At 71.5% G+C, this 21,745-nt stretch carries 17 protein-coding genes and 1 riboswitch; of the genes, 15 read left to right on the top strand and 2 right to left on the bottom strand.

The features are described 5' to 3' along the window. Window positions 1-61: 61 nt before the first annotated feature. Window positions 62-838 (bottom strand): DUF4190 domain-containing protein, encoded by a 777-nt coding sequence (locus AB0I10_RS35055; RefSeq protein WP_363156759.1) that lies wholly within the window; start codon window positions 836-838, stop codon window positions 62-64. Window positions 839-1,246: 408 nt separating this feature from the next. On the opposite strand from AB0I10_RS35055, the gene AB0I10_RS35050 reads away from it, so the two are divergent. From AB0I10_RS35050 to AB0I10_RS35030, 5 genes are all read left to right on the top strand, one after another. Continuing rightward, on the top strand, window positions 1,247-3,355 hold the full coding sequence (locus tag AB0I10_RS35050; protein ID WP_363156762.1) for an N-6 DNA methylase: 2,109 nt from the start codon (window positions 1,247-1,249) through the stop codon (window positions 3,353-3,355). A 291-nt stretch (window positions 3,356-3,646) separates the two neighbouring features. Next, window positions 3,647-4,324: a hypothetical protein gene (locus AB0I10_RS35045; RefSeq protein ID WP_363156758.1), complete on the top strand. Its 678-nt coding sequence runs from the start codon at window positions 3,647-3,649 to the stop codon at window positions 4,322-4,324. After that, window positions 4,321-6,054, top strand: a complete 1,734-nt coding sequence (locus AB0I10_RS35040) for a serine/threonine-protein kinase (protein ID WP_363156757.1) — start codon at window positions 4,321-4,323, stop codon at window positions 6,052-6,054. Before AB0I10_RS35045 ends, AB0I10_RS35040 begins: the two co-directional genes overlap by 4 nt. A 141-nt stretch (window positions 6,055-6,195) precedes the next feature. Beyond that, a complete protein-coding gene (locus tag AB0I10_RS35035; protein ID WP_363156756.1) occupies window positions 6,196-6,843 on the top strand; it encodes a SurA N-terminal domain-containing protein in 648 nt (215 codons plus the stop codon). 103 nt (window positions 6,844-6,946) lie between these two features. Next, window positions 6,947-7,987, top strand: coding sequence for a nucleoside triphosphate pyrophosphohydrolase (locus tag AB0I10_RS35030; RefSeq protein ID WP_363156755.1), 1,041 nt, complete (start codon window positions 6,947-6,949; stop codon window positions 7,985-7,987). Here AB0I10_RS35030 and AB0I10_RS35025 read toward each other — a convergent pair. After that, a complete protein-coding gene (locus AB0I10_RS35025; RefSeq protein ID WP_363156761.1) occupies window positions 7,915-9,150 on the bottom strand; it encodes an MFS transporter in 1,236 nt (411 codons plus the stop codon). The genes AB0I10_RS35030 and AB0I10_RS35025 overlap by 73 nt on opposite strands. A 269-nt stretch (window positions 9,151-9,419) precedes the next feature. On the opposite strand from AB0I10_RS35025, the gene AB0I10_RS35020 reads away from it, so the two are divergent. The 10 genes from AB0I10_RS35020 (at window position 9,420) to AB0I10_RS34975 (ending at window position 21,630) form a co-directional block, all read left to right on the top strand. Beyond that, window positions 9,420-10,373 carry a LysR family transcriptional regulator gene (locus tag AB0I10_RS35020; RefSeq protein WP_363156754.1) on the top strand — a complete coding sequence of 318 codons (954 nt, stop codon included), beginning with the start codon at window positions 9,420-9,422 and terminating at the stop codon, window positions 10,371-10,373. 196 nt (window positions 10,374-10,569) lie between these two features. Further along, window positions 10,570-11,805 carry a cytochrome P450 gene (locus AB0I10_RS35015; RefSeq protein WP_363156760.1) on the top strand — a complete coding sequence of 412 codons (1,236 nt, stop codon included), beginning with the start codon at window positions 10,570-10,572 and terminating at the stop codon, window positions 11,803-11,805. A gap of 387 nt (window positions 11,806-12,192) precedes the next feature. Beyond that, a complete protein-coding gene (locus AB0I10_RS35010; protein ID WP_363156752.1) occupies window positions 12,193-13,221 on the top strand; it encodes a transglycosylase family protein in 1,029 nt (342 codons plus the stop codon). Between the two features lie 254 nt (window positions 13,222-13,475). Continuing rightward, a riboswitch (cyclic di-AMP (ydaO/yuaA leader) is annotated at window positions 13,476-13,685 on the top strand. A 7-nt stretch (window positions 13,686-13,692) separates the two neighbouring features. Beyond that, window positions 13,693-14,355 (top strand): transglycosylase family protein, encoded by a 663-nt coding sequence (locus tag AB0I10_RS35005; RefSeq protein ID WP_363156751.1) that lies wholly within the window; start codon window positions 13,693-13,695, stop codon window positions 14,353-14,355. Between the two features lie 294 nt (window positions 14,356-14,649). Next, window positions 14,650-15,930, top strand: coding sequence for a phosphopyruvate hydratase (gene eno / locus AB0I10_RS35000; protein WP_363156750.1), 1,281 nt, complete (start codon window positions 14,650-14,652; stop codon window positions 15,928-15,930). Between the two features lie 219 nt (window positions 15,931-16,149). Beyond that, entirely contained in the window at window positions 16,150-16,602 is a 453-nt protein-coding gene (locus AB0I10_RS34995) for a septum formation initiator family protein (RefSeq protein ID WP_363156749.1), read from the top strand. Window positions 16,603-16,695: 93 nt separating this feature from the next. Further along, entirely contained in the window at window positions 16,696-17,292 is a 597-nt protein-coding gene (locus AB0I10_RS34990; RefSeq protein ID WP_363156748.1) for a DUF501 domain-containing protein, read from the top strand. Next, window positions 17,289-18,239 carry a Ppx/GppA phosphatase family protein gene (locus AB0I10_RS34985; RefSeq protein ID WP_363156747.1) on the top strand — a complete coding sequence of 317 codons (951 nt, stop codon included), beginning with the start codon at window positions 17,289-17,291 and terminating at the stop codon, window positions 18,237-18,239. The genes AB0I10_RS34990 and AB0I10_RS34985 overlap by 4 nt, the downstream gene beginning before the upstream one ends. A gap of 480 nt (window positions 18,240-18,719) precedes the next feature. Continuing rightward, the gene (locus AB0I10_RS34980) at window positions 18,720-20,111 is read left to right on the top strand and encodes an NAD(P)/FAD-dependent oxidoreductase (RefSeq protein ID WP_363156746.1); all 1,392 of its coding nucleotides are present in this window, start codon (window positions 18,720-18,722) and stop codon (window positions 20,109-20,111) included. A 199-nt stretch (window positions 20,112-20,310) separates the two neighbouring features. Continuing rightward, entirely contained in the window at window positions 20,311-21,630 is a 1,320-nt protein-coding gene (locus tag AB0I10_RS34975; RefSeq protein WP_363156745.1) for a cyclopropane-fatty-acyl-phospholipid synthase family protein, read from the top strand. The last annotated feature ends 115 nt before the right edge of the window (window positions 21,631-21,745 follow it).

The raw sequence follows: 21,745 nt of genomic DNA, 5'->3' as shown, positions 1-21,745 counted from the left end.
GCCCGGAACCGTGAGGGGAGCGGTTCCGGGCCGACGGCGTTGTCTACGGACGTGGAGCGGATCAGAGGCTCAGCTTCCAGTTCGCGGGGTCGAGCAGGATGTCCGGCGTGATCTTGATGGAGAGCTCCTTCGCGGTCGGCGGCGCGTCGAAGACCATCTCCACGCTGTCGGACTCGTTGGGGTCGAGCGTCTTCTCCCAGTCGTGGTGGAGGATGCCGTGCTTGTCGTCGGCGACCTCCTCGGTCTTCTTGCCGTCGGCCTCGGCGTCGGTCGACATGAGCGGGTTGGTGGCCGCCTTGTCGCCGGTGTTCTTGAGCGTGACGGTGACCTTGTACGCCTTGTTGCCCTCGGTGTGGCCGCTGATCAGGGTGTTCGGGTCGACGGTGAACGGGGTCGGCTTCGAGACGGTCACCTCAAGGCCGTTGTTGTACTTCGCCGCTTCACCCGCGCCGAGGTCCTTGATGTTGCTGCTGCTGCCCGACTGCTTGTCGAACTCCTCCTTCACCTCGTCGACGGCCTTGTTGACCGCCAGCACGGTGACGATGAGGCCGACGATCGCCAGGATGATGCTGAGGGCGCCCAGGATCGTGCCGGTCACCGCCACGCCCTTGTTCGTGGCCTGGCCCTTCTTGACCCGGCTCATGCCCACCAGGCCGAAGATCAGTGCCAGCAGGCCGAGCGGTCCGGCCAGCCAGAACAGGATCATCGGGATGCCGCTGAGCGAGCCGATGATGCCGAGGATCAGGGCGGCGACGCCGAGTCCGTTGCGGGCCGCCTGGTGGCCCGGAGCACCGGCCGGCCCCTGCGGCGTGGGCTGGTACTGCATCTGCTGAGACATACGAGGGGCCCCTTCCGGGCTCTTGATCGATCCTGCCGAAGTGGTGCTGGTGAAGCGATGGGTCAATAACAGCACGGCTTGTGAACCGAGTCAACACGAGCTCACAAAGACTAAATATGTTCACGGTGTGAAGGGGTTAGTTCGACGCGGATGGGTATGCTCGTTGACACACAGCGGTCAGGGGTTATCGGGACAGGAGCCAGCCACGTGCCGGACAACGCATCACCGCACAGCGCGACGGTCGGCATCGCGGCAGACGGCGGTCCGGCGGCGGAAAACCCGCAGCACGCGGGAAACGCGGTACACGCCGTGAATGCCGTGCACACGGAAGGCGCCGTGAACGCGGAAGGCGCCGTGAACGCGGAAGACGCTGCGTCGCGCAACGGAGCGGCCGACCGCGCCACCGAGGTGACCGCCGCCGGCATCGCACGCCTCGCCGGCGTCGGCCGGGCCGCGGTCAGCAACTGGCGGCGCCGGCATGCCGACTTCCCCAAGCCGGTCGGCGGCACCGAGACCAGCCCCGCCTTCGCCCTCTGCGAGATCGAGCAGTGGCTGCGCGACCAGGGCAAACTCGCCGAGGTGCCGCTGCGCGAGCGGGTCTGGCAGCAGCTCGTCGGGCATCCGGCAGGCGCCGCCGTCGCGCTGCGCCAGGCCGGCGCCGTCCTACTGCTCGCCCACGACCGGCCGGCCGCCTGGCAGCAACTGCGCGGCGCCGCCGACGACACCGAGCTGACCGGCGTACTGCCCGCCATGCTCGACTCCGTCCTCGCCGCCCGGCTCGGCGCGGACCACCCCGTACGCGGTCTGACCCGCGAAGCGCTCGCCCCGTCCGCCACGCTCGTACGCGCCGCCGCCGACCTCGCGGCCGCGGACGGCGCCGCGCAGGCGTACGCCTTCCTGCTGGGCCGTCACCTGGACGCCAACCCCCGGCAGTACACCCTGACCCCGCCGGGCCCGGCCGCGCTGATGGCCGAACTGGCCGCGCCGGACGGCCCGTTGCGCACCGTCCTCGACCCGGCCTGCGGCGTCGGCGGCCTGCTGACCGCCGCTCAGGAGCGGGCCGGGGACGAGAAGCCGGAAGCCGATGCTTCGGGCGCCCCCGCCGCCCCCCTCGCCCTCCACGGCCAGGAGTCCGACCCCGACCTCGCCGCGCTCACCGCGCTCCGCCTCGCCCTGAGCGCCCCCGACGCCCAGGTCCGGGTACGGGCCGCCGACACCCTGCGCGCCGACGCCTTCCCGGACCTCGCCGCCGACGCCGTCCTCGTCCACCCGCCGTTCAACGAACGCAACTGGGGCCACGACGAGCTGGCCTACGACCCCCGCTGGGAGTACGGCTTCCCGGCCCGTACGGAATCCGAACTCGCCTGGGTCCAGCACGCACTGGCCCGGCTGCGCGCGGGCGGCACCGCCGTCCTGCTCATGCCGCCCGCCGCCGCCTCCCGCCGCTCCGGCCGCCGGATCCGCGCCGACCTGCTGCGCCGCGGCGCGCTGCGCGCCGTCATCGCGCTGCCCGCGGGCGCCGCCCCGCCCAACGGCGTGCCGCTGCACCTCTGGGTGCTGCGCAAGCCCGGCAACGGCGCGCCGCCCTCCCCGCACCTCCTCGTCGTGGACACCGCAGCCCTCGCGCCCGGCGGCCGCGACAAACTCGACTGGCAGACCGTCCACGCCACCGCCGTCGACGCCTGGCAGGCCTTCGACCGCGACGGCGGCATCGAGGAAGAGCCCGGCGTACGGCGCTCGCTCGCCGCCATCGACCTCCTCGACGACGACGTCGACCTCGCCCCGGCCCGGCACCTCCCGCCGCCCTCGGCGGCCGGCGGCCCCGCCGAACTCGCCCGGGTACGCGACCGGTTGACCGACACCCTCGCCCGTACGACACAGCTCACCCCGCGCCCCACGGGGACGGACGCCGGACAGCAGCCCGGTCCCGTCCGCTGGCCGCTCACCACCGTCGGTGAACTCGCCCGCTCCGGCGCCCTGACCCTGCGCACCGGCGGCGCCGGCACCGCACCGGCCGGTACTGGAGCGCCCGCCGTCCTCGCCGACCACGACGTCATCGGCGCCACCGCCCCCTCCGGCACCCTCCCGGAAGCGCCCCCCTCCGGGCCCGCCGAGGAACCGGTCCTCCTCCTGGCCGGCGATGTCGTCGTCCCGGTCCTCGGCGGCGGCGCGGTCGCCCGGGTCATCGACGACGCCACCGCGGGTGCCGCCCTCGGCCGCAACCTCACCGCCCTGCGGCCCGACCCGGCCGCCCTCGACCCCTGGTTCCTCGCCGGATTCCTGCGCGGCACCGCCAACAACCGCCAGGCCAGCAGCTACGCCTCGTCCGCCACCCGGCTCGACGTCCGCCGCCTCCAGCTGCCCCGCCTCCCGCTCGCCGAACAGCGGCGCTACGGGCGGCGGTTCCGCGACCTGGCCGACTTCGAAGAGGCCCTGCGCCTCGCGTCCCGGCTCGGCGAGCAGCTCGTCCAGGGACTGCACGACGGACTCACGGACGGCTCGGTGGCGCCGGACTGACGTGGTGCGGTGACGCGGCGGGGCCCGGGGAGCCGTCGGGGGCGAACGGGACGAACCGGGCGAACACCCGCCGCCCCGGGGCGGCTCCGCCCGGCGGAACGGCATATCGCACGGCCCATTCCGGACAACCCCGCACGCGGTGGCGCTGTCGTATATACGCTCGCAGTTCCGTGCGCGTATCGCGTATCACGTATCCGTGCCCGCGGAGCTGAGGCGCGCCCGCGCCCGTCCGCTTGCGTGCGCGAGACGGCACGGCCTCACCCGCCACCACCGATCGATCAGGAGCAGTCAATGCACGGCCCGGCCCCGGCCCACCCGCCGCACCAGTCCCCGGCGCGGGGCACGGTCGTGACGCTGAGGGTGCTGTTCGTGGCCGCCACCGTGCTCAGCCTCGGCTTCCTGGCCTGGGCGGCGCTGCTGCGCGCCGCGCTCGTGCAGCGCAAGCCGCTCGGCTGGTGGCTGTTCGGTGCCGACCTGGTCCTGCTCGTCCTCGTGATGCTGACCGGAAGCCACCCGGAGACGGACTGGCGCACGAACGTCCAGGTGGCCGCGATCCTGGTGCAGATGGTGGGTGCTGTCGCCTACTACCTCGTCGTGGACATCCGCGCTGCACAGCCGGCCGGATACGGGCCCCCTGGCAGCCCTCCACAGGAAGCGGGCTACGGCTACCCCCCGGCGGCCTCCCCCGGCGGCCACGCGGCCCACCCGGGCGCGCCGTACGGCTACCAGCCCGCGCCCGCGCCGTACGGCCCGCCGCCGCAGCCCGCCCCGGCTCCCATACACGCGCAGGAAACCCAGCCGTATGCACCCGAGAGCAGGCCGCCCCACGCCAACCCGTACAGCGCGCCCCAGGGCGCCGGCTACGGCTATCCGCCCGCGGCTCCCCACGAGCGGCCGCAGCGCATCGACCGGGTGCGTGCCGAGCTCGATGAGCTCAGCGATTACCTCCGCAAGGAGGAGGGACGTTGAACGGCCGCGTCATCGCAGAGCGCTATGAACTCTCCGCGCTGCTCGGCCAGGGCGGCATGGGCCAGGTATGGATCGGCTACGACCGCCGCCTGGACCGCCGGGTAGGCGTCAAACTGCTGCGCCCCGACCGGGTCGCCGGCACCCCGGACGGCGAGGAGATGCGCCGCCGCTTCGTCCGCGAATGCCGGGTCACCGCCCAGGTCGACCACCCGGGGCTCGTCACCGTCCACGACGCCGGCAGCGACGACGAAGACCTCTATCTGGTGATGCAGTACGTCGAGGGCGCCGACCTCTCCGACCACCTCGCCGAGCACGAGCCCTACCCCTGGCCGTGGGCGGTCTCCGTCGCCGCCCAGCTCTGCGCCGTGCTGGCGTCCGTCCACGCGGTCCCGATCGTGCACCGCGACCTCAAACCGCGCAATGTCATGATCCGGCCGGACGGCTCCCTGGTCGTCCTCGACCTCGGTATCGCCTCCGCCCTGGACACCGACACCACCCGCCTCACCCACACCGGCTCCCCCATCGGCAGCCCCGCCTACATGGCCCCCGAACAGGCCATGGGCGGCGCGGTCGGCCCGCACACCGACCTCTACGCCCTCGGGGTGCTGCTGCACGAACTCCTCAGCGGCACCGTCCCGTTCGCCGCCTCCACCGCGCTGGGCGTCCTCCACCGGCATCTGCACGAAGAGCCCGTCCCGGTGCGCCGGCTGCGCCCCGACGTCCCCGAAGCCCTCGAAGCGCTGGTACTCCACCTGCTGCGCAAGGACCCGCAGGCCCGCCCCGCCGACGCTCAGCAGGTCTATCAGGCGCTGGCTCCACTGCTGCCCGCTTCCGACGCCGGACCGTACGCCGCGCAGACCCCGCACGCCCCACTCGCCCCGATGGACCCGACCCGCCCCTTCCGGCAGCCGCACGCGCCCTGGCCGGTGCGCTCCACGACACCGAGCCCGCCACCGACACCGGCCCTGACCCCCATGCCGGGCCCGGGCCCGTCGCCGAGCCCGGAACCGGCACCCGCCTTGGCCGGCTCCGCGGCCGCCGGAGCGTACCCGCCCGCCGGCCGGCGGGCCGCCACCCCCGCCGTCGACCCGCGCATCTCCACTCCCGCCCCCACGCCCACCCCAGGCCGGCCCGGCCCCGGCCCGCGGGACTCCGCGACGCCGCCCGCCGGCCCGGACGTCGCCGGCGCCGTCGACGAGGTCAAGGGCCTGCTCGACCAGGGCCGGATCACCCACGCCGTGGACATCCTCGGCGGCATCCTCCCGGCCGCCGCGGCCCGGCACGGCGCGGATTCCCCCGTCGTCCGCTCGCTCCGCAAGCAGTACGCCGCCACGCTCATGGACGACGGCCAGTACCGCCGCGCGCTGCCCGAACTCCGCCAGCTGGCCGAGGAGTACGGCAAGGAATCCGGCCCCGGGGCGACCCGCCAGTCACTCCAGTTCCACTACGAGGCCGCACAGTGCCTGGAACAACTCGGCGAGGTGTCCCAGGCCCTGGAAGAATTCCGCGCCTTGCTCCCGTACTTCGAGCGTGACCTGGACGACCCCGTACGCCCGTTGGAAATCCGCCGTTCCATAGGCCAACTCCTCCTGGCCCAGGGCGAACACGGCGCCGCCCAGGAAACCCTGTCCCGCCTCCTGTACGACGCGGAACGGCTGCACGGCCCGCACCATGCGTTCCCGGCGGAAATCCGGCGGACGCTGTACTGGCTGGGGCAGGTGCGGGGGTAAGGGGAGCAGGTGAGCCGGGAGGCGGAACCGTCCCAGCCGCAGATCGTTGGCCGAAGGTGTGGCCTGGGCCACGCCGACTCCATAGCATCAGCATCGATCACTCAAGGTCGAGACTCGTCGCACGATCTGCCGGGAGGCCAAGTGTTCCGCCGTAGGACAGCGCTCTCCGTATCCGCCACCGCCGCCCTGCTGGCCGCGACGCCGCTGCTGGCCGCGTGCAGCAGCGACGCGCACCCCGGTGCCGCGGCCGTCGTGGAAGGGAAGCGGATCACCGTCTCGCAGCTCCAGGAGAAGGTGAAGGACGTACGCGACGCGCAGGCCGAGTCCCCGCAGGGCGGCCAGCTCATCATGAACACCGGGCGGCTGAGCCTGGCCACCCTCAACGGCCTGATCTTCGACCAGGTGCTGGCGCGCAGCGCGAAGGACGCCGGGGTGACGATCACCCGGGGCGAAATCCAGAAGTGGCGGGCGCAGGCCGAGGAGCGCGCGGGCGGCGCCGCGCGGCTGAAGGCGATGTGGCTCCAGCAGGGCATCGCGCCCGACGAGGTCGACACCATGGTCCGCAACCAGCTGCTGCTCGACGGCCTCGCCAAGCGCATCGGCGCCGACCGCGGGCAGCCGCAGGGCCAGCAGCAGCTCGCCGAGGCGCTGTCCAGGACGTCCCGGTCCATGGGTATCGACGTCAATCCGCGGTTCGGCAAGTGGGACGACAAGCAGGTCATCCTCGGCGAGACGAAGTACCCGTGGATCACGCCCGACGCCGCGGCGGCGCGGCGGCAGCAGGCCTGAGCGGTAGCGGGCAGGGGGGAGCAGCCCCACGGCTGCGGCGACCGGTGCCGGGCCTTGGCAGTGCGGCGCCGGCGTTGTCAGTGCGGTGCGTTACGTTCGATGCGTGAACGCTGACGCATCTGCCGCTGACTTCGGCGCCGACGCCCGCCCCGAGGGCGGCGGCACCGGACGCCTGGTCCTGCTCACCACCAGCCACCGGGTCGCCCCCGGGCTGCTGTCGTGGCCCGCGTGGCAGACGCTGCGCGAGGCCGATCGGGTGCTGTGCGCCGACCCGGACCATCCGCAGCTGCCCTACCTGCGCGAAGCCGGCACAGCGGTCGAGGAGGCCGCCCTCTCCGCCCGTGAGCTGGTCGACTACTGCGTCCCCGGCGCCCGCACCGCCGTCGTCCTGACCTCCGCCGACGGCGAGAGCGCGCTGACCGACGGCCTGGCCCGGCTGGCCGGATCCGGCCGCGAGACCATGCCCGACCTGGAGCTGCTGCCCGGCTCCTACGACCTGCCCGGCGCCCGCCTGCTGGACCTCGTCCAGGTCATGGACCAGATCCGCGCCGAGTGCCCCTGGAGCAGCATCCGTACGCATCAGGACCTCGCCAAGTACGGCATCGAGGAGGCGTACGAACTGGTCGAGGCCATCGAGGCGGGCGACCGCGAGGCGCTGCGCGAGGAGCTGGGAGATGTACTCCTCCAGGTCGTCTTCCATGCCCGGATCGCACAGGAGGACCCCGATGAGCCGTTCTCCCTCGACGATGTGGCCGGTGTGATCGTCGAGAAGCTGATCCACCGCCATCCGCATGTCTTCGGTGACGAGACGGCTGCGACGCCCGAGGACGTCAAGGCGCACTGGCTGCGCACGAAGGCGATAGAGAAGCAGCGGGAGTCGGTCACGGAGGGCGTGCCGCTGGGGCAGCCCGCGCTGGCGCTGGCCGGCAAGCTCGCTTCCCGGGCCCGTACGGCCGGGATCGATGCGGTCCCGGTGGGCGACGGCATCGGCTACGACCTGCTGGCGCTGGCGGTCCGGGCGGAGGCCGAGGGCATCGACCCGGAGACCGCGCTGCGCGCCGCGGCCCGCACCTACCGCGATGCGATACGAGCGGCGGAGGGGCTGCCGGGACTCTCTTCGGAGGACGCGGAGGACGCGGAGTAGGGGGAGGGTTGTGCTGAGTGCCGGCGGCTGCGCAGGCGGTCGGTGAGCCATACCGCCACGACGGCGGCCGCCAGCATCGCGCCGACAGCGCACACGCCACCCCAACCTGCCGCGCTCCACACCACCGACGTCAGCGCCGAGCCCACCGCACCACCCACGAAGTAGCTGGTCATGTATGCGGAGTTGAGGCGGTTACGGGCTTCGGCGCGGATGGCGTAGACCAGGTTCTGGTTGCTGACGTGTACGGCCTGCACGGACAGGTCCAGGACGATCACCCCGGCGAGCAGTGCCGCCAGTGACCAGGCCCCGCCCGCGCCCCCGGCCGCCAGCAGACCCCACGACCCCAGCAGCAAGAACGCCCCCACGCCGGTGACCCGGTGCACCAGCCCCCGGTCCGCCAGTCGGCCGGCCGTCGACGCGGACAGCGAACCGGCCGCGCCCACCAACCCCAGCAGTCCGATCGCCGACTCCTGCCAGCCGTAGGCCGGACCGGACATCAAGAACGCCATCGCCGTCCACAGCACGCTGAAGCCGGCGAAGGACAGCGCGCCGAGCACTGCCCGCCGGCGCAGTACCGGCTCCTGGGCGAAGAGCGCGAGGGTGGAGCGGAGCAGGGCCGGATACCGCAGGCCGGCCGGCGTGCGGAGCGCGGGCAGCCGGAGCCGTAGCAGCACGGCCATCAGCAGCATCAGCGCGGCGTTGACCCAGTAGACGGTTCGCCAGCCGCCGAGTTCGGCGAGCAGACCGGCGGCCGTACGGGCCAGCAGGATGCCGAGCAGCAGTCCGGTCATGACGGTGCCGACGGTCCGGCCGCGCTCGGCGGGGGCCGCCAACGTCGCCGCGTACGGGACGACGACCTGCGCGGCGACCGAGGCCAGCCCGGTCAGCGCGGTGCCGGTGAGCAGCAGGGCGGCGTTCGGCGCGCTCGCCGTCACGGTCAGGAAGACGGCGGTCGCCGCGCACAGCGTGACCGCCAGCCGGCGACGTTCCAGCAGATCGCCGAGCGGGACGAGCAGCAGGAGCCCGAGGCCGTAGCCGACCTGGGCGACGGTGACCACCAGCGCGGCGGTGGACGCGGACAGGTGCAGATCGTGGCCGATGACGTCCAACAGCGGCTGGGCGAAGTAGTTGCCGGCGACCGAGAGGCCGGTGGCGACGGACATCAGGAGCAGCGTGCCGCGCCCCAGGCGTCCCGTGTACTCCGGAGGCGGCTCGGTTTCCGGATGTCCGGCGTCCGTATGCCCCGTCCCCTGTGCCGGACGGTGTCCGCGCTTCATGACATGGCCTCCCCTGGCAGCGCCCGCAGCCACCACGGCGGCGGGCCGATCCAGTCCAGCCTGCGCCCGGCGCAATCGATGAGTCCAACACATAGTTTTCATCGCATCCATCGTGAATGGAGATGGATCGGGGGATTGCTGGCTAGGGTCCAGGGGTGGAGCTTCAGCAGATGCGGTACGTCGTCGCGGTCGCCGAGACCGGTGGGTTCACCCGGGCCGCGGAGCGCTGCCATGTGGTGCAGTCGGCGCTCAGCCACCAGATCGCCCGGCTGGAGAAGGAGCTCGGCGCGCGGCTCTTCGACCGGACGAGTCGCAGCGTCCGGCTGACCGCGGCGGGCGAGGTCTTCGTCCCGGTCGCCCGGCAGGCGCTCCAGGCGGCCGAGCGGGCGCGCGCCGAGGTCGAGGCGGCGACCGGTGAGGTGCGGGGCCGGCTGGCGGTCGGGGCGATCTCGACCGTTGCCGCCGTCGATCTGGCGCGTGAGCTGGGCGTTTTCCGTACCCGCTACCCCAAGGTGCGGATCAGCCTGCAGATGGAAATGAGCGATCCGCTCATCGAGAAGGTGCGGGAAGGCGTACTGGATGTCGCCTTCGTCGGGCTGGTGCCCAGCGCGCGCACCGTCGGCGTGCGGGAGAAGGAGCTGGCGCGCGGTGAGCTGGTCGCGATCGTTCCGCCGGGGCATCCGCTGGCCCGGCAGGAGTGGACCACGCTGTCGCGGCTGGCGCGGGAGATCTTTGTCGACTTCACGGCCGGGTCGGCGGCCCGCCGTCAGCGCGATGAGGCGTTCCGAGCGGCGGGGCTGACCTCGGAGGTGGCGTTCGAGGTGACCACCGTCGAGTTCCTGGCGAAGCTGGTACGGGCCGGGCTCGGCGTCGGCATGGTGCCCGAGGCCATCGCCTCCGAGCTGTCCGGGCTGCACATCGTGCGGGTACGGCCGGCGCCCGAGCGCACCGAGCGGGTGGTGTGGAGCGGTCTGGGGCCGTCGCCCGCGGCCGCGGCGTTCCTGGAGGGGCTGGGGATCGGGCTGGGGCCGGGGCGGGATCCGGGGGAGCGGGGCGGGATCCGGGGGAGCGGGGCGGGTGAGTCGTACGGGGCGGCTGGGGGTGGATAAGGGAGTGCGGGGCGGGTGAGTCGTACGGGCGTCTTGGGGCGTGCGGGGCTCGGGTTACGGTCGAGAGGTGCACGACAAGCCCGACGCCACCCCCCAGGCCACCCCCGGTGCCACACCCGCAGGCGCCCCCGCGGGCTGCCCCGCAGCCCCGGCCGCCGCCCCGGTCCCCGAGCCCGCCCCCGAACCGGCTCCCGAGCTGTTCACCTGGGAGTTCGCCGCCGACCCGTACCCCGCGTACGCCTGGCTGCGCGAGCATGCGCCGGTCCACCGGACCGTGCTGCCCAGCGGCGTCGAGGCATGGCTGGTCACCCGGTACGTGGATGCCCGGCAGGCGCTGGCCGACGCCCGGCTGTCGAAGAACCCGGTCCACCACAGCGAGGCCGCACACGGCAAGGGCAAGGTCGGCATCCCGGGCGAGCGCAGCGCCAACCTGATGACGCATCTGCTCAATATCGACCCGCCGGACCACACCCGGCTGCGCCGGCTGGTCTCGAAGGCATTCACCCCGCGCCGGGTCGCGGCCTTCGCTCCGCGGGTACAGGAGCTGACCGACACGCTGATCGCGGGCTTCGCGGAGCGGGGGGAGGCGGACCTCATCCACGAGTTCGCGTTCCCGCTCCCCATCTACGCGATCTGCGATCTGCTCGGCGTCCCGCGCGAGGACCAGGACGACTTCCGCGACTGGGCGGGAATGATGATCCGGCACGGCGGGGGCCCGCGCGGTGGAGTGGCCCGGTCCGTGAAGAAGATGCGCGGCTATCTCGCCGAGCTGATCCACCGTAAGCGGGCGGATCTCGGCACCGTGCCGGACGAGGCCGAGGACCTGATCTCCGGCCTGATCCGGGCCTCCGACCACGGCGAACACCTCACCGAGAACGAGGTCGCCGCGATGGCGTTCATCCTGCTTTTCGCCGGTTTCGAAACCACCGTCAACCTCATCGGCAACGGCACCTACGCACTGCTGCGCAACCCTGCCCAGCGCGAGCTGCTCCAGAAGTCCATCGAGGCGGGCGACACCGAGCTGCTCGCCACCGGTATCGAGGAACTGCTGCGCTACGACGGCCCGGTGGAGCTGGCGACCTGGCGGTTCGCGACCTGCGATCTGACGCTGGGCGGGCAGCGGATAGCCGAGGGCGACCCGGTCCTGGTGGTGCTGGCGGCCGCCGACCGCGACCCGGCACGCTTCGCCGAGCCGGACGTCCTCGACCTGACCCGGCGTGACAATCCGCATCTGGGATACGGCCACGGCATTCACTACTGTCTGGGCGCACCGCTGGCCAGGCTCGAAGGGCAGACCGCTCTGGCCACCCTGCTGACCCGGCTCCCGGACATCCGACTTGCCGCGGAACCTGACGATTTGCGGTGGCGCGGCGGGCTCATCATGCGCGGACTTCGGTCCCTGCCGGTGGAGTTCACACCGGCGAAGCACTGATGTACTGCTGACGAAGCCCCGGCGAAGCTCTGACCGGGAACGGGGCCGAATTTCCAGGCAAGCTGACACTCTGTCACGCACGTGACCTTTACGTGATCTCCACTACACCGACTTGTGACTCCCCGTGACCCCGGCTACCTTTCGTTCGAACCGAACGAGGTGCACCGAAAGGGGCCGCGCCGGGCTGCGCCGGGACTTCACCCGAACGGCCCAAGCAGAGCAGCGGGGAACCGCTGCGGTGACCGCGGCGTCCTGATCGACAACTCGTTCGAGAGCTCGTGTTCGAGAGCTCGCCGACAACTCAACCGCCGCTCGAAAGGCAACCGCATGCGCTCCGGGACAGGCCGACACCGTCGCCCCCGTCAGGCACCGGCCATCTTTGTCACGGTGGGAGTGACCGGCTCCGCCATCGCCATGCCGCTGCTCGCCGCCAGCGGTGCGCACGCCGCCGACACCGCCACCTGGGACCGGGTCGCACAGTGCGAGAGCGGCGGGATGTGGAGCGCCGCCTCGGGCAACGGCTTCTACGGCGGCCTGCAGCTGACCCAGGACATGTGGGACGAGTACGGCGGCGCGGCCTATGCCTCGCGCCCCGACCTCGCCAGCCGCGCCCAGCAGATATCCGTGGCCGAGAAGATCCTGGACGACCGCGGCCCGGATGCCTGGCCCAGCTGCGCGGTGAACGCCGGGCTGAAGAAGGACGGCCGTGCGCCGGAGGTCGACCCGGGCGGCATGGGTGCCCCGACGCCCGACCCTTCGGACACCGTCGACCCCTCGGACCCGCTGGATCCGTCCGACTCGTCCGACTCGTCCGACGCCCCCGACCGCCCCGGCGACTCCTCGGGCTCCGCCGATCCTTCCGGTCCCTTTGACCCGTCTGACCCGTCCGACGTGACGCCCTCGCCGTCGGCGCCCGACGGATCGGATGCCGCTGACCCGTCTGACCCGTCTGACCCGTCTGACCCGGACGGCCCGGGTGACCCCTCCGAGCCCGCCGACCCCTCCGACTCGTCCAAGACGCCCGACCCGTCCGACTCCACGACGCCGGGCGGCGACCGGGGCGACGACGACGGCGCGTCCGACTCCGCCGACCCGGGCCCCGTGCCGAGCGACAAGCCCGCCAAGGGCAGGCACCGTGGCGGCGCGGACGAGACCAAGGGCGACAAGGGGAGCGATTCCGACGCGGGCGACGGCGGCAGGTCGTCCGGCCGGCATGCCTCGCGCGGCGACGACGCGCACCGTGCGCCGGCGGCCGACGGCGACTACACCGTGCGCCCCGGTGACACCCTGTCAGCCATCGCGGCCGCCCATGAGCTGCCCGGCGGATGGCCCGCGCTGTACGGCCACAACAAGGGCGTCATCGGCTCCGACGCCGACCTGATCCACCCAGGTCAGATCCTCGATCTCGGGAACTGAGCAGGGGGGTTGGCGGGCGCTCGGCGGCTGCCCGGCGGGCCAGTTGGCGGGCCTCTGTCCCATTTTGGGGAAAGTGAGACATGGATCTCGTTCCGGCGACTGGTGTCCGACCCGTCCGACTTTTCCATACGGCGTCCGGCCTGCGGAAATATGCGCCCCTCATGATCAAAAACTGTCAACTTGGTTCAGAAAACGGGGTTTGAACCGTAAGGCGGTTACTGCTTACGGTCGGGACCGCTCGCCAAAGCGGGCTCTTCGATCACACGCCGAATCCTGCCGGTGGTCGGAGGCAGTCGACGCGCAAGCGCCGAAGGCAGGAGCGGGGGACCCAAGGTAAGTGCCGGCCCCGCCCGCGAAAGCGGGTCCACCGGCTTGGGGTGAAGCCATGTGTGAAGACACACGGCCGGGCAACTCACATGGCCCGAACCCGACAGCTCACCTCGCAGGCGTCGGTGAGGGAACGAACCAGACATGCTGATCAACAAGGGCAAGCACCGTCGTCCGTCCAAGGCCGTCCGCGTCGTCACCCTGGCCGGTGTCGCCGGTGCCGCCGTGGCCGTCCCGCTGATGGCGGCCACCTCCGCCTCCGCCGCGTCCGTCTCCACCTGGGACAAGGTCGCCCAGTGCGAGTCCGGCGGCAACTGGTCGATCAACACCGGCAACGGCTACTACGGTGGCCTGCAGTTCTCGAACTCCAGCTGGGCCGCCGCCGGCGGTACCCAGTACGCGCCCCGCGCCGACCTCGCCACCAAGAGCCAGCAGATCGCCGCCGCCGAGAAGCTGCTCGCGATCCAGGGCCCGGGCGCCTGGACCTGCGCCGGCGCCGGCAACCTGACTGCTGGTGGCCCCGCCGCCGACGTCGACACCTCCGGCTCCGCGCAGACCAAGTCCGCGCCGAAGCCCGCGCCGAAGCAGACCGAGGCCCCCGCGCAGGAGAAGGCGCAGCCGGCCCCGAAGGCCCCGAAGAAGTCCGACGGGTCCGGTTCCGGCAATTACACGGTGAAGGCCGGCGACACCCTCGCCAAGATCGCCAAGGCGCACGGCACCAACTGGAAGTCGGTCTACGCGGACAACAAGTCCGTCATCGGCGGCAACCCGAACCTGATCTTCCCGGGCCAGCAGCTCAGCATCTGAGCCGTCCCCGCAGCGGAACCCGCTCTTGCGTGATCCTGCCCCGTCCGGCGCGCCGCCCCCCCCAGCGCGCCGGACGGGGCTTCTCCACGCCTGGCCCCGGCCCCGGCCGGCCGCAGACCCCTGACCGGCGCCGTCCCGCAATTTTTCCCGCTCTGCGAACAACGCCCCCAAAAGTCCTGTGAACTGGGTCTTTGGGCCTCTTTTCGTCCCACTGAGCGGGCCGAGGGCGAGCGGATGCTCCCGCGCCCGTTAGGCTCGTGCTGCAGAACTCCAGACACCCATGAAGGAGACAACGTGCCGTCCATCGACGTCGTCGTAGCCCGCGAAATTCTCGACTCGCGAGGTAATCCCACGGTCGAGGTCGAGGTCGGCCTCGACGACGGCAGCACGGGCCGTGCCGCCGTTCCGTCCGGCGCCTCGACCGGCGCCTTCGAGGCCGTCGAGCTCCGCGACGGCGACCAGAACCGCTACCTCGGCAAGGGCGTCGAGAAGGCCGTCCTGGCCGTCATCGAGCAGATCGGCCCGGAGCTCGTCGGCTACGACGCGACCGAGCAGCGGCTGATCGACCAGGCGATGTTCGACCTGGACGCCACCGAGAACAAGGGCTCCCTCGGCGCCAACGCCATCCTCGGCGTCTCCCTCGCCGTCGCGCACGCCGCCTCCGAGGCCAGCGACCTCCCGCTGTTCCGCTACCTCGGTGGCCCGAACGCGCACGTCCTGCCCGTCCCGATGATGAACATCCTCAACGGTGGGTCGCACGCCGACTCCAACGTGGACATCCAGGAGTTCATGATCGCCCCGATCGGCGCGGAGTCCTTCTCCGAGGCGCTGCGCTGGGGCGCCGAGGTCTACCACACCCTCAAGAAGGTCCTGAAGGCGAAGGGCCTGGCCACCGGCCTGGGCGACGAGGGCGGCTTCGCCCCGAACCTCGGCTCCAACCGCGAGGCCCTCGACCTCATCCTTGAGGCCATCAAGGAAGCCGGCTACGCCCCCGGCCAGGACATCGCGCTCGCGCTGGACGTCGCCGCCTCCGAGTTCTACAAGGACGGCAAGTACCAGTTCGAGGGCAAGGAGCGCTCGGCCGCCGAGATGACCGAGTACTACGAGGAGCTCGTCTCCGCGTACCCGCTCGTCTCCATCGAGGACCCGCTGTTCGAGGACGACTGGGCCGGCTGGAACGTCATCACCGAGAAGCTCGGCGCCAAGGTGCAGCTGGTCGGCGACGACCTCTTCGTCACCAACCCCGAGCGCCTGGCCCGCGGCATCGAGGAGAACTCCGCCAACGCGCTGCTGGTGAAGGTCAACCAGATCGGTTCGCTGACCGAGACCCTGGACGCCGTCGAGCTGGCCCAGCGCAACGGCTTCAAGTGCATGATGTCGCACCGCTCCGGTGAGACCGAGGACGTCACCATCGCCGACCTCGCCGTCGCCACCAACTGCGGCCAGATCAAGACCGGCGCCCCGGCCCGCTCCGAGCGCGTCGCCAAGTACAACCAGCTGCTGCGCATCGAGGAGATCCTCGACGACGCGGCGGTGTACGCGGGGCGCTCCGCCTTCCCGCGCTTCAAGGGCTGACGACTACAGCAAGTGAGGCGCCCACCGCGCTTCAACGGCTGACCACTACAGCAAGTGAGGCGCCTGCTGCGCTTCAAGGGCTGACGACTACAGCAAGTGAGGCGCCTGCTGCGCTTCAAGGGCTGACAGCCTTGGCTTCCCTACGTCCCCGGCAGCGGTCCCGTACCGTTGCCGGGGACGTACGTGGTTAAGCCGTCAGTGACTCAAAGGGGAGGCGACGTGCCCGCGGACCGGTTCTCGACCGCGACCCGACTCAAGGCGCTCGGCGAGCAGGCCGCCGCACGCGTCTACCGGGCCCGGCCGCCCCGCCGCAATCGGCTCACCGGCCGCGCCGCACTGCTCGCCCTGGTCATGTGCTCGCTGGTCGTCGCCCTCGCGTACCCGATACGGCAGTACATCTCCCAGCGTTCGGACATCGGCGACCAGCGGCGCAAGGCCCAGGACGCCGCCGAGGAGCTGGACCGGCTGCGCGACGAGAAGGCCCGCTGGCAGGATGCGGCATACGTCCGGCAGCAGGCCCGCCGGCATCTGCACTACGTGATGCCGGGGGAGACCGGATATATCGTCCAGGACGGCTCCGGCTCCGGCACCGTGCAGAAGGGGCCGCAAGCGGCGCCGCGCCCCTGGTACGAGAATCTGTGGCAGGGCGTCGACTCCGCCGACAAGCGGTAGCCCGTACGTCCCGCCCGCACCGACCGTCACGAACGCCCGCCCCCGTCCCTCCCATCCGCCCCACCGAACTCCGCCACCTCACCGAAAGCGCACATGGACACCGCCCCGCCCCAGACCGAGCCCACCGAGCCCACCGCCGCGGACATCGCCGCCTTCAAGGAGCAGCTGGGCCGGCCCCCGCGTGGCCTGCGCGCCATCGCGCACCGTTGCCCCTGCGGTCAGCCGGACGTCGTCGAGACGGCGCCGCGCCTGGAGGACGGCACGCCCTTCCCCACGCTCTACTACCTCACCTGCCCGCGCGCGGCCTCCGCGATCGGCACGCTGGAGGCCAACGGCGTGATGAAGGAGATGACCGAGCGGCTGGCGACCGACCCGGAGCTGGCCGCCGCCTACCGCGCGGCGCACGAGGACTACATCCGGCGGCGGGACGCCATCGATGTGCTGGAGGGCTTCCCGAGCGCGGGCGGGATGCCCGACCGGGTCAAGTGCCTGCATGTCCTGGTCGGCCACTCGCTCGCGGCCGGACCCGGTGTCAACCCGCTGGGCGACGAGGCCATCGCGATGCTGCCGGAGTGGTGGAAGAAGGGGCCGTGTGTGTCCCCGTGCCTGGACACGGCCGAAGACGCCGGGACCGCCGAAGGCCCGGACACCGCCAAGGCTCAGGACGCTCCCGAAGGAGACGCCAAGTGAAGCGGGTCGCCGCCATCGACTGCGGTACGAACTCCATCCGGCTGCTGGTCGCCGACGTCGACCTGGAGGCCGGTGAGATCAAGGACCTGGACCGACGGATGGAGATCGTCCGGCTGGGTCAGGGCGTCGACCGGACCGGACGGCTGGCGCCCGAGGCGCTGGAGCGCACCTTCGCCGCCTGCCGGCAGTACGCCGCGGTGATCAAGGAACTGGGCGCCGAGCACATCCGCTTCGTGGCGACCTCCGCCTCGCGGGACGCCGAGAACCGCGAGGACTTCGTCCGCGGCGTGGTGGACATCCTGGGCGTGGAGCCCGAGGTGATCACCGGCGACCAGGAGGCGGAGTTCTCCTTCACCGGTGCCACCAGGGAGCTGGTCGGCCGCGCGGATGTGGCGCAGCCGTATCTGGTGGTGGATATCGGCGGCGGCTCGACCGAGTTCGTGCTCGGCGATGGCTCCGTACGGGCCGCGCGCTCGGTGGATGTCGGCTGTGTGCGGATGACCGAACGCCATCTGCTGCGCGACGGCGCGATCAGCGATCCGCCGACCCCCGCTCAGATCACCGCGATAAAGGCCGATATCGCCGAGGCGCTGGACCGGGCCGAGGAGACGGTCCCGCTGAGCGAGGCCGGCACCCTCGTCGGCCTGGCCGGTTCCGTGACCACCGTCGCGGCCATCGCCCTCGGGCTGAGCAGCTACGACTGGGAGGTCATCCACCACTCCCGGGTCTCCCTCGCCAAGGTCCAGGAGATCACCGGCAACCTGCTGACCTCCACACACGCCGAGCGGGCTGCCATCCCCGTCATGCACCCGGGCCGCGTCGACGTCATCGCCGCGGGCGCACTCGTACTGCTCTCGATCATGGAGCGCACGGGCGCCGAGGAGGTCATCGTCAGCGAGCACGACATCCTTGACGGCATTGCCTGCAAAGCAGCTGAAGAAGCGTGAACCGCGGTGCCGTCGGGCGGGCGCGGCCTCGGACGGCGTGCGCGGCCGGTGGCCGGGGCAACGGCCTCTGGCGATGAGCCTTTTGAGCGGGTCCCGTGCCTTCTGAGCGCCCTTCTGGGGCTCAGAAGGGCCCCGCACACGGGGCCGCGAAGAAAGTTCGTGAAATCCTTCACATGAAAAACCCGCCCCACGGGCGAACATTCCGGCCGTCGAGCCCTCATTCGAAGGTCCTAGGTCCCTTCGACCCGGGGAATGAGTGGTTCCAGGTGTGGTGGCGGCGCGCTCGCGCAGGGTGTGGTTCAGCCGCCCGACGACCGACAATCCCTGATCAACGGGGGTATCAACGCGTCGCGTTACACCGTGGTTCCCCCTCGGCGCTATGGCGTCGGTCACGAAGCCGGCGGAGTGTAGCAGATACCCCCCCGATGCTTGTGAAGGGGCTCACGAGCGACCCCCCATGTGGGGGTGGATACTCGTTGCATGAGCACCACGGAGCGTCCCAGGATCCTCGTTGTAGGCGGTGGGTACGTAGGCCTGTACGCGGCACGCCGCATCCTCAAGAAGATGCGGTACGGCGAGGCGACTGTCACGGTCGTCGACCCGCGCTCGTACATGACGTACCAGCCCTTCCTCCCTGAAGCTGCGGCCGGCAGCATCTCTCCCCGCCACGTCGTGGTTCCGCTACGACGCGTGCTCCCCAAGGCGGAGGTTCTCACCGGCCGGGTGACCACCATCGATCAGGACCGCAAGGTCGCCACGATCGCCCCGCTGGTCGGCGAGGCGTACGAGCTGCCCTTCGACTACCTGGTCATCGCGATGGGCGCGGTCTCCCGTACCTTCCCGATTCCCGGCCTGGCCGAGAACGGCATCGGCATGAAGGGCGTGGAAGAGGCCATCGGCCTGCGCAACCACGTCCTGGAGCAGCTGGACAAGGCCGACTCCACGACCGACGAGGATGTCCGCCGCAAGGCGCTGACCTTCGTCTTCGTCGGCGGTGGCTTCGCGGGTGCGGAGACCATCGGCGAGGTCGAGGACATGGCCCGCGATGCCGCGAAGTACTACAACAACGTCAAGCGCGAAGACATGCGCTTCCTGCTGGTCGACGTTGCCGACAAGATCCTCCCCGAGGTCGGCCCGAAGCTCGGCGCCTACGGCAAGGAGCACCTTGAGGGCCGCGGCGTCGAGGTCTACCTCAAGACCGGTATGGACTCGTGCGTGGACGGCCATGTCGTCCTGAACAACGGGCTTGAGGTCGACTCCAACACCATCGTGTGGACCGCGGGCGTCAAGCCGAACCCGGCGCTGTCCCGCTTCGGTCTGCCGCTGGGCCCGCGCGGCCACGTGGACACCCAGACGACGCTGCAGGTGCAGGGCACCGACTACATCTGGGCCGCCGGCGACAACGCCCAGGTCCCGGACATGGTCGGCCGCAAGGCCGGTAACGAGAACGCCTGGTGCCCGCCGAACGCGCAGCACGCGCTGCGGCAGGCCAAGATCCTCGGCGACAACGTGATCTCCGGGATGCGCGGCTTCCCGCAGAAGGACTACAGCCACGCCAACAAGGGCGCGGTCGCCGGTCTGGGTCTGCACAAGGGCGTCGCGATGATCGTCCTGGGCAAGACCAAGATCAAGCTCAAGGGCCGGCTGGCCTGGTACATGCACCGCGCGTACCACGGCATGGCGATGCCGACGTTCAACCGCAAGATCCGGGTCTTCGCCGACTGGACCCTGGCCATGTTCCTCAAGCGCGAGGTCGTCTCGCTCGGCGCCATGGAGAACCCCCGCGAGGAGTTCTACGAGGCGGCCAAGCCGGCCCCCGCCCCGGCGGCCGCGGCCGAGTCCGGCGACAAGCCGAAGGCCAAGGCTTCCTGAAACCCCGGTCGGGTACTCCGACCAGCCCGAAGGGCGTCCGCCATCCGTGGGGCGGGCGCCCTTCGGCGTGTCCGCTCTGGCGGGCAGCGGGGCTTTTACGGTTCCCTTGCTGACGAACGGGACTATTGAGGCGCCCCATTGGCGTTTACGTGGTGGGTGAAACTTCTTTGCCCGACTCGTCAACACGGAGGTGTGCGACATGGCCGACGCCGCTGGACGGCTCACCAAGCTCGCCGAAGAGGTTCTGGGAGCCCCGCTCCCGGTCCGTATCCGCGCCTGGGACCGCAGCGAGTCAGGCCCTCCTGGGGCACCGACACTGGTGATCCGCAACCGTAAGGCGCTGCGCCGTCTGCTGTTCAAACCGGGCGAACTGGGCCTGGCCCGTGCATGGGTGGCCGGCGATATCGCCGTCGACGGCGATCTCTACGAAGCGCTCGACCTGCTCGCCGGACTGATCTGGGAGCGCGGCACCGCCGCCTCCACACCGCGGCGCGCCGCCGCCCTGCGTGCCCTGGCCCGCCCGGAGGTGCGCGCCGCCGCCCGGGAGCTGCTGTCCCTGGCCGGCGCCCCGATCCCGCCCGCACCGCCCAAGGAAGAGGCCAGATTCCGCCGCGGCCCGCTGCACACCCTGCTCCGTGACAAGGAAGCCATCAGCCACCACTACGACGTCGGCAACGACTTCTACGCGCTGGTGCTCGGCCCGTCGATGGTCTACTCGTGCGCGTACTGGGGGACCGCCGAAGACACTGCTGCCACGCTGGAGGACGCCCAGCGCGACAAGCTCGACCTGATCTGCCGCAAGCTCGGGCTCACGGAAGGCCAGCGGCTGCTGGACGTGGGCTGCGGCTGGGGCTCGATGGTGCTGCACGCCGCCCGCGAATTCGGCGTACGGGCGGTCGGCATCACCCTCTCCGAGGAGCAGGCCGCCTACGCCCGTAAGCGCATCGCCGATGCCGGGCTCGCCGACCGGATAGAGATCCGGGTGCAGGACTACCGCCAGATCAAGGACGAGCCGTTCGACGCGATCTCCTCGATCGGTATGGCCGAGCATGTCGGCCGGGCCCTGTACGCCGAGTACGCGACGGCCCTGCACGGGCTGCTCAAGCCCGGCGGGCGGCTGCTCAACCACCAGATCGCCCGCCGTCCGCTGGAGGACGAGGAGTCCTACCACGTCGATGAGTTCATCGACCGGTATGTGTTCCCGGACGGGGAGCTGGCGCCGGTCGGGCGGACGGTCGGTCAGCTGGAGGAGGCCGGGTTCGAGGTGCGGGACGTGGAGGCGATCCGCGAGCACTACGCGCTGACGCTGCGGAAGTGGGTCGCCAACCTGGAAGCCCACTGGGACGAGGCGGCACGCCTGACGTCGGTGGGCCGGGCCCGGGTGTGGCGGCTCTACATGGCCGCGTGCGCGCTGTCCTTCGAGCGCAACCGCATAGGAGTCAACCAGGTGCTGGCCGTCCGCACGCCGGACTCCGGCGCCTCGGGGATGCCGCTGCGGGCGCGGGTCTGGCAGGGCTGAGGCCGGCCCGTACCGCCGAGTCGACACCGTACGGGCGAGCCGGCTCCGTACGACCGAGCCGGCCCGGTACGGCCCGGGGCCCGCGGGCCGGAGGGGGCGGCGGGGCGCTACTCCG

The organism is Streptomyces sp. NPDC050636 (genome assembly GCF_040654775.1).
GTDB lineage: Bacteria > Actinomycetota > Actinomycetes > Streptomycetales > Streptomycetaceae > Streptomyces.
This window is presented reverse-complemented; position numbering and strand designations above follow the sequence as displayed.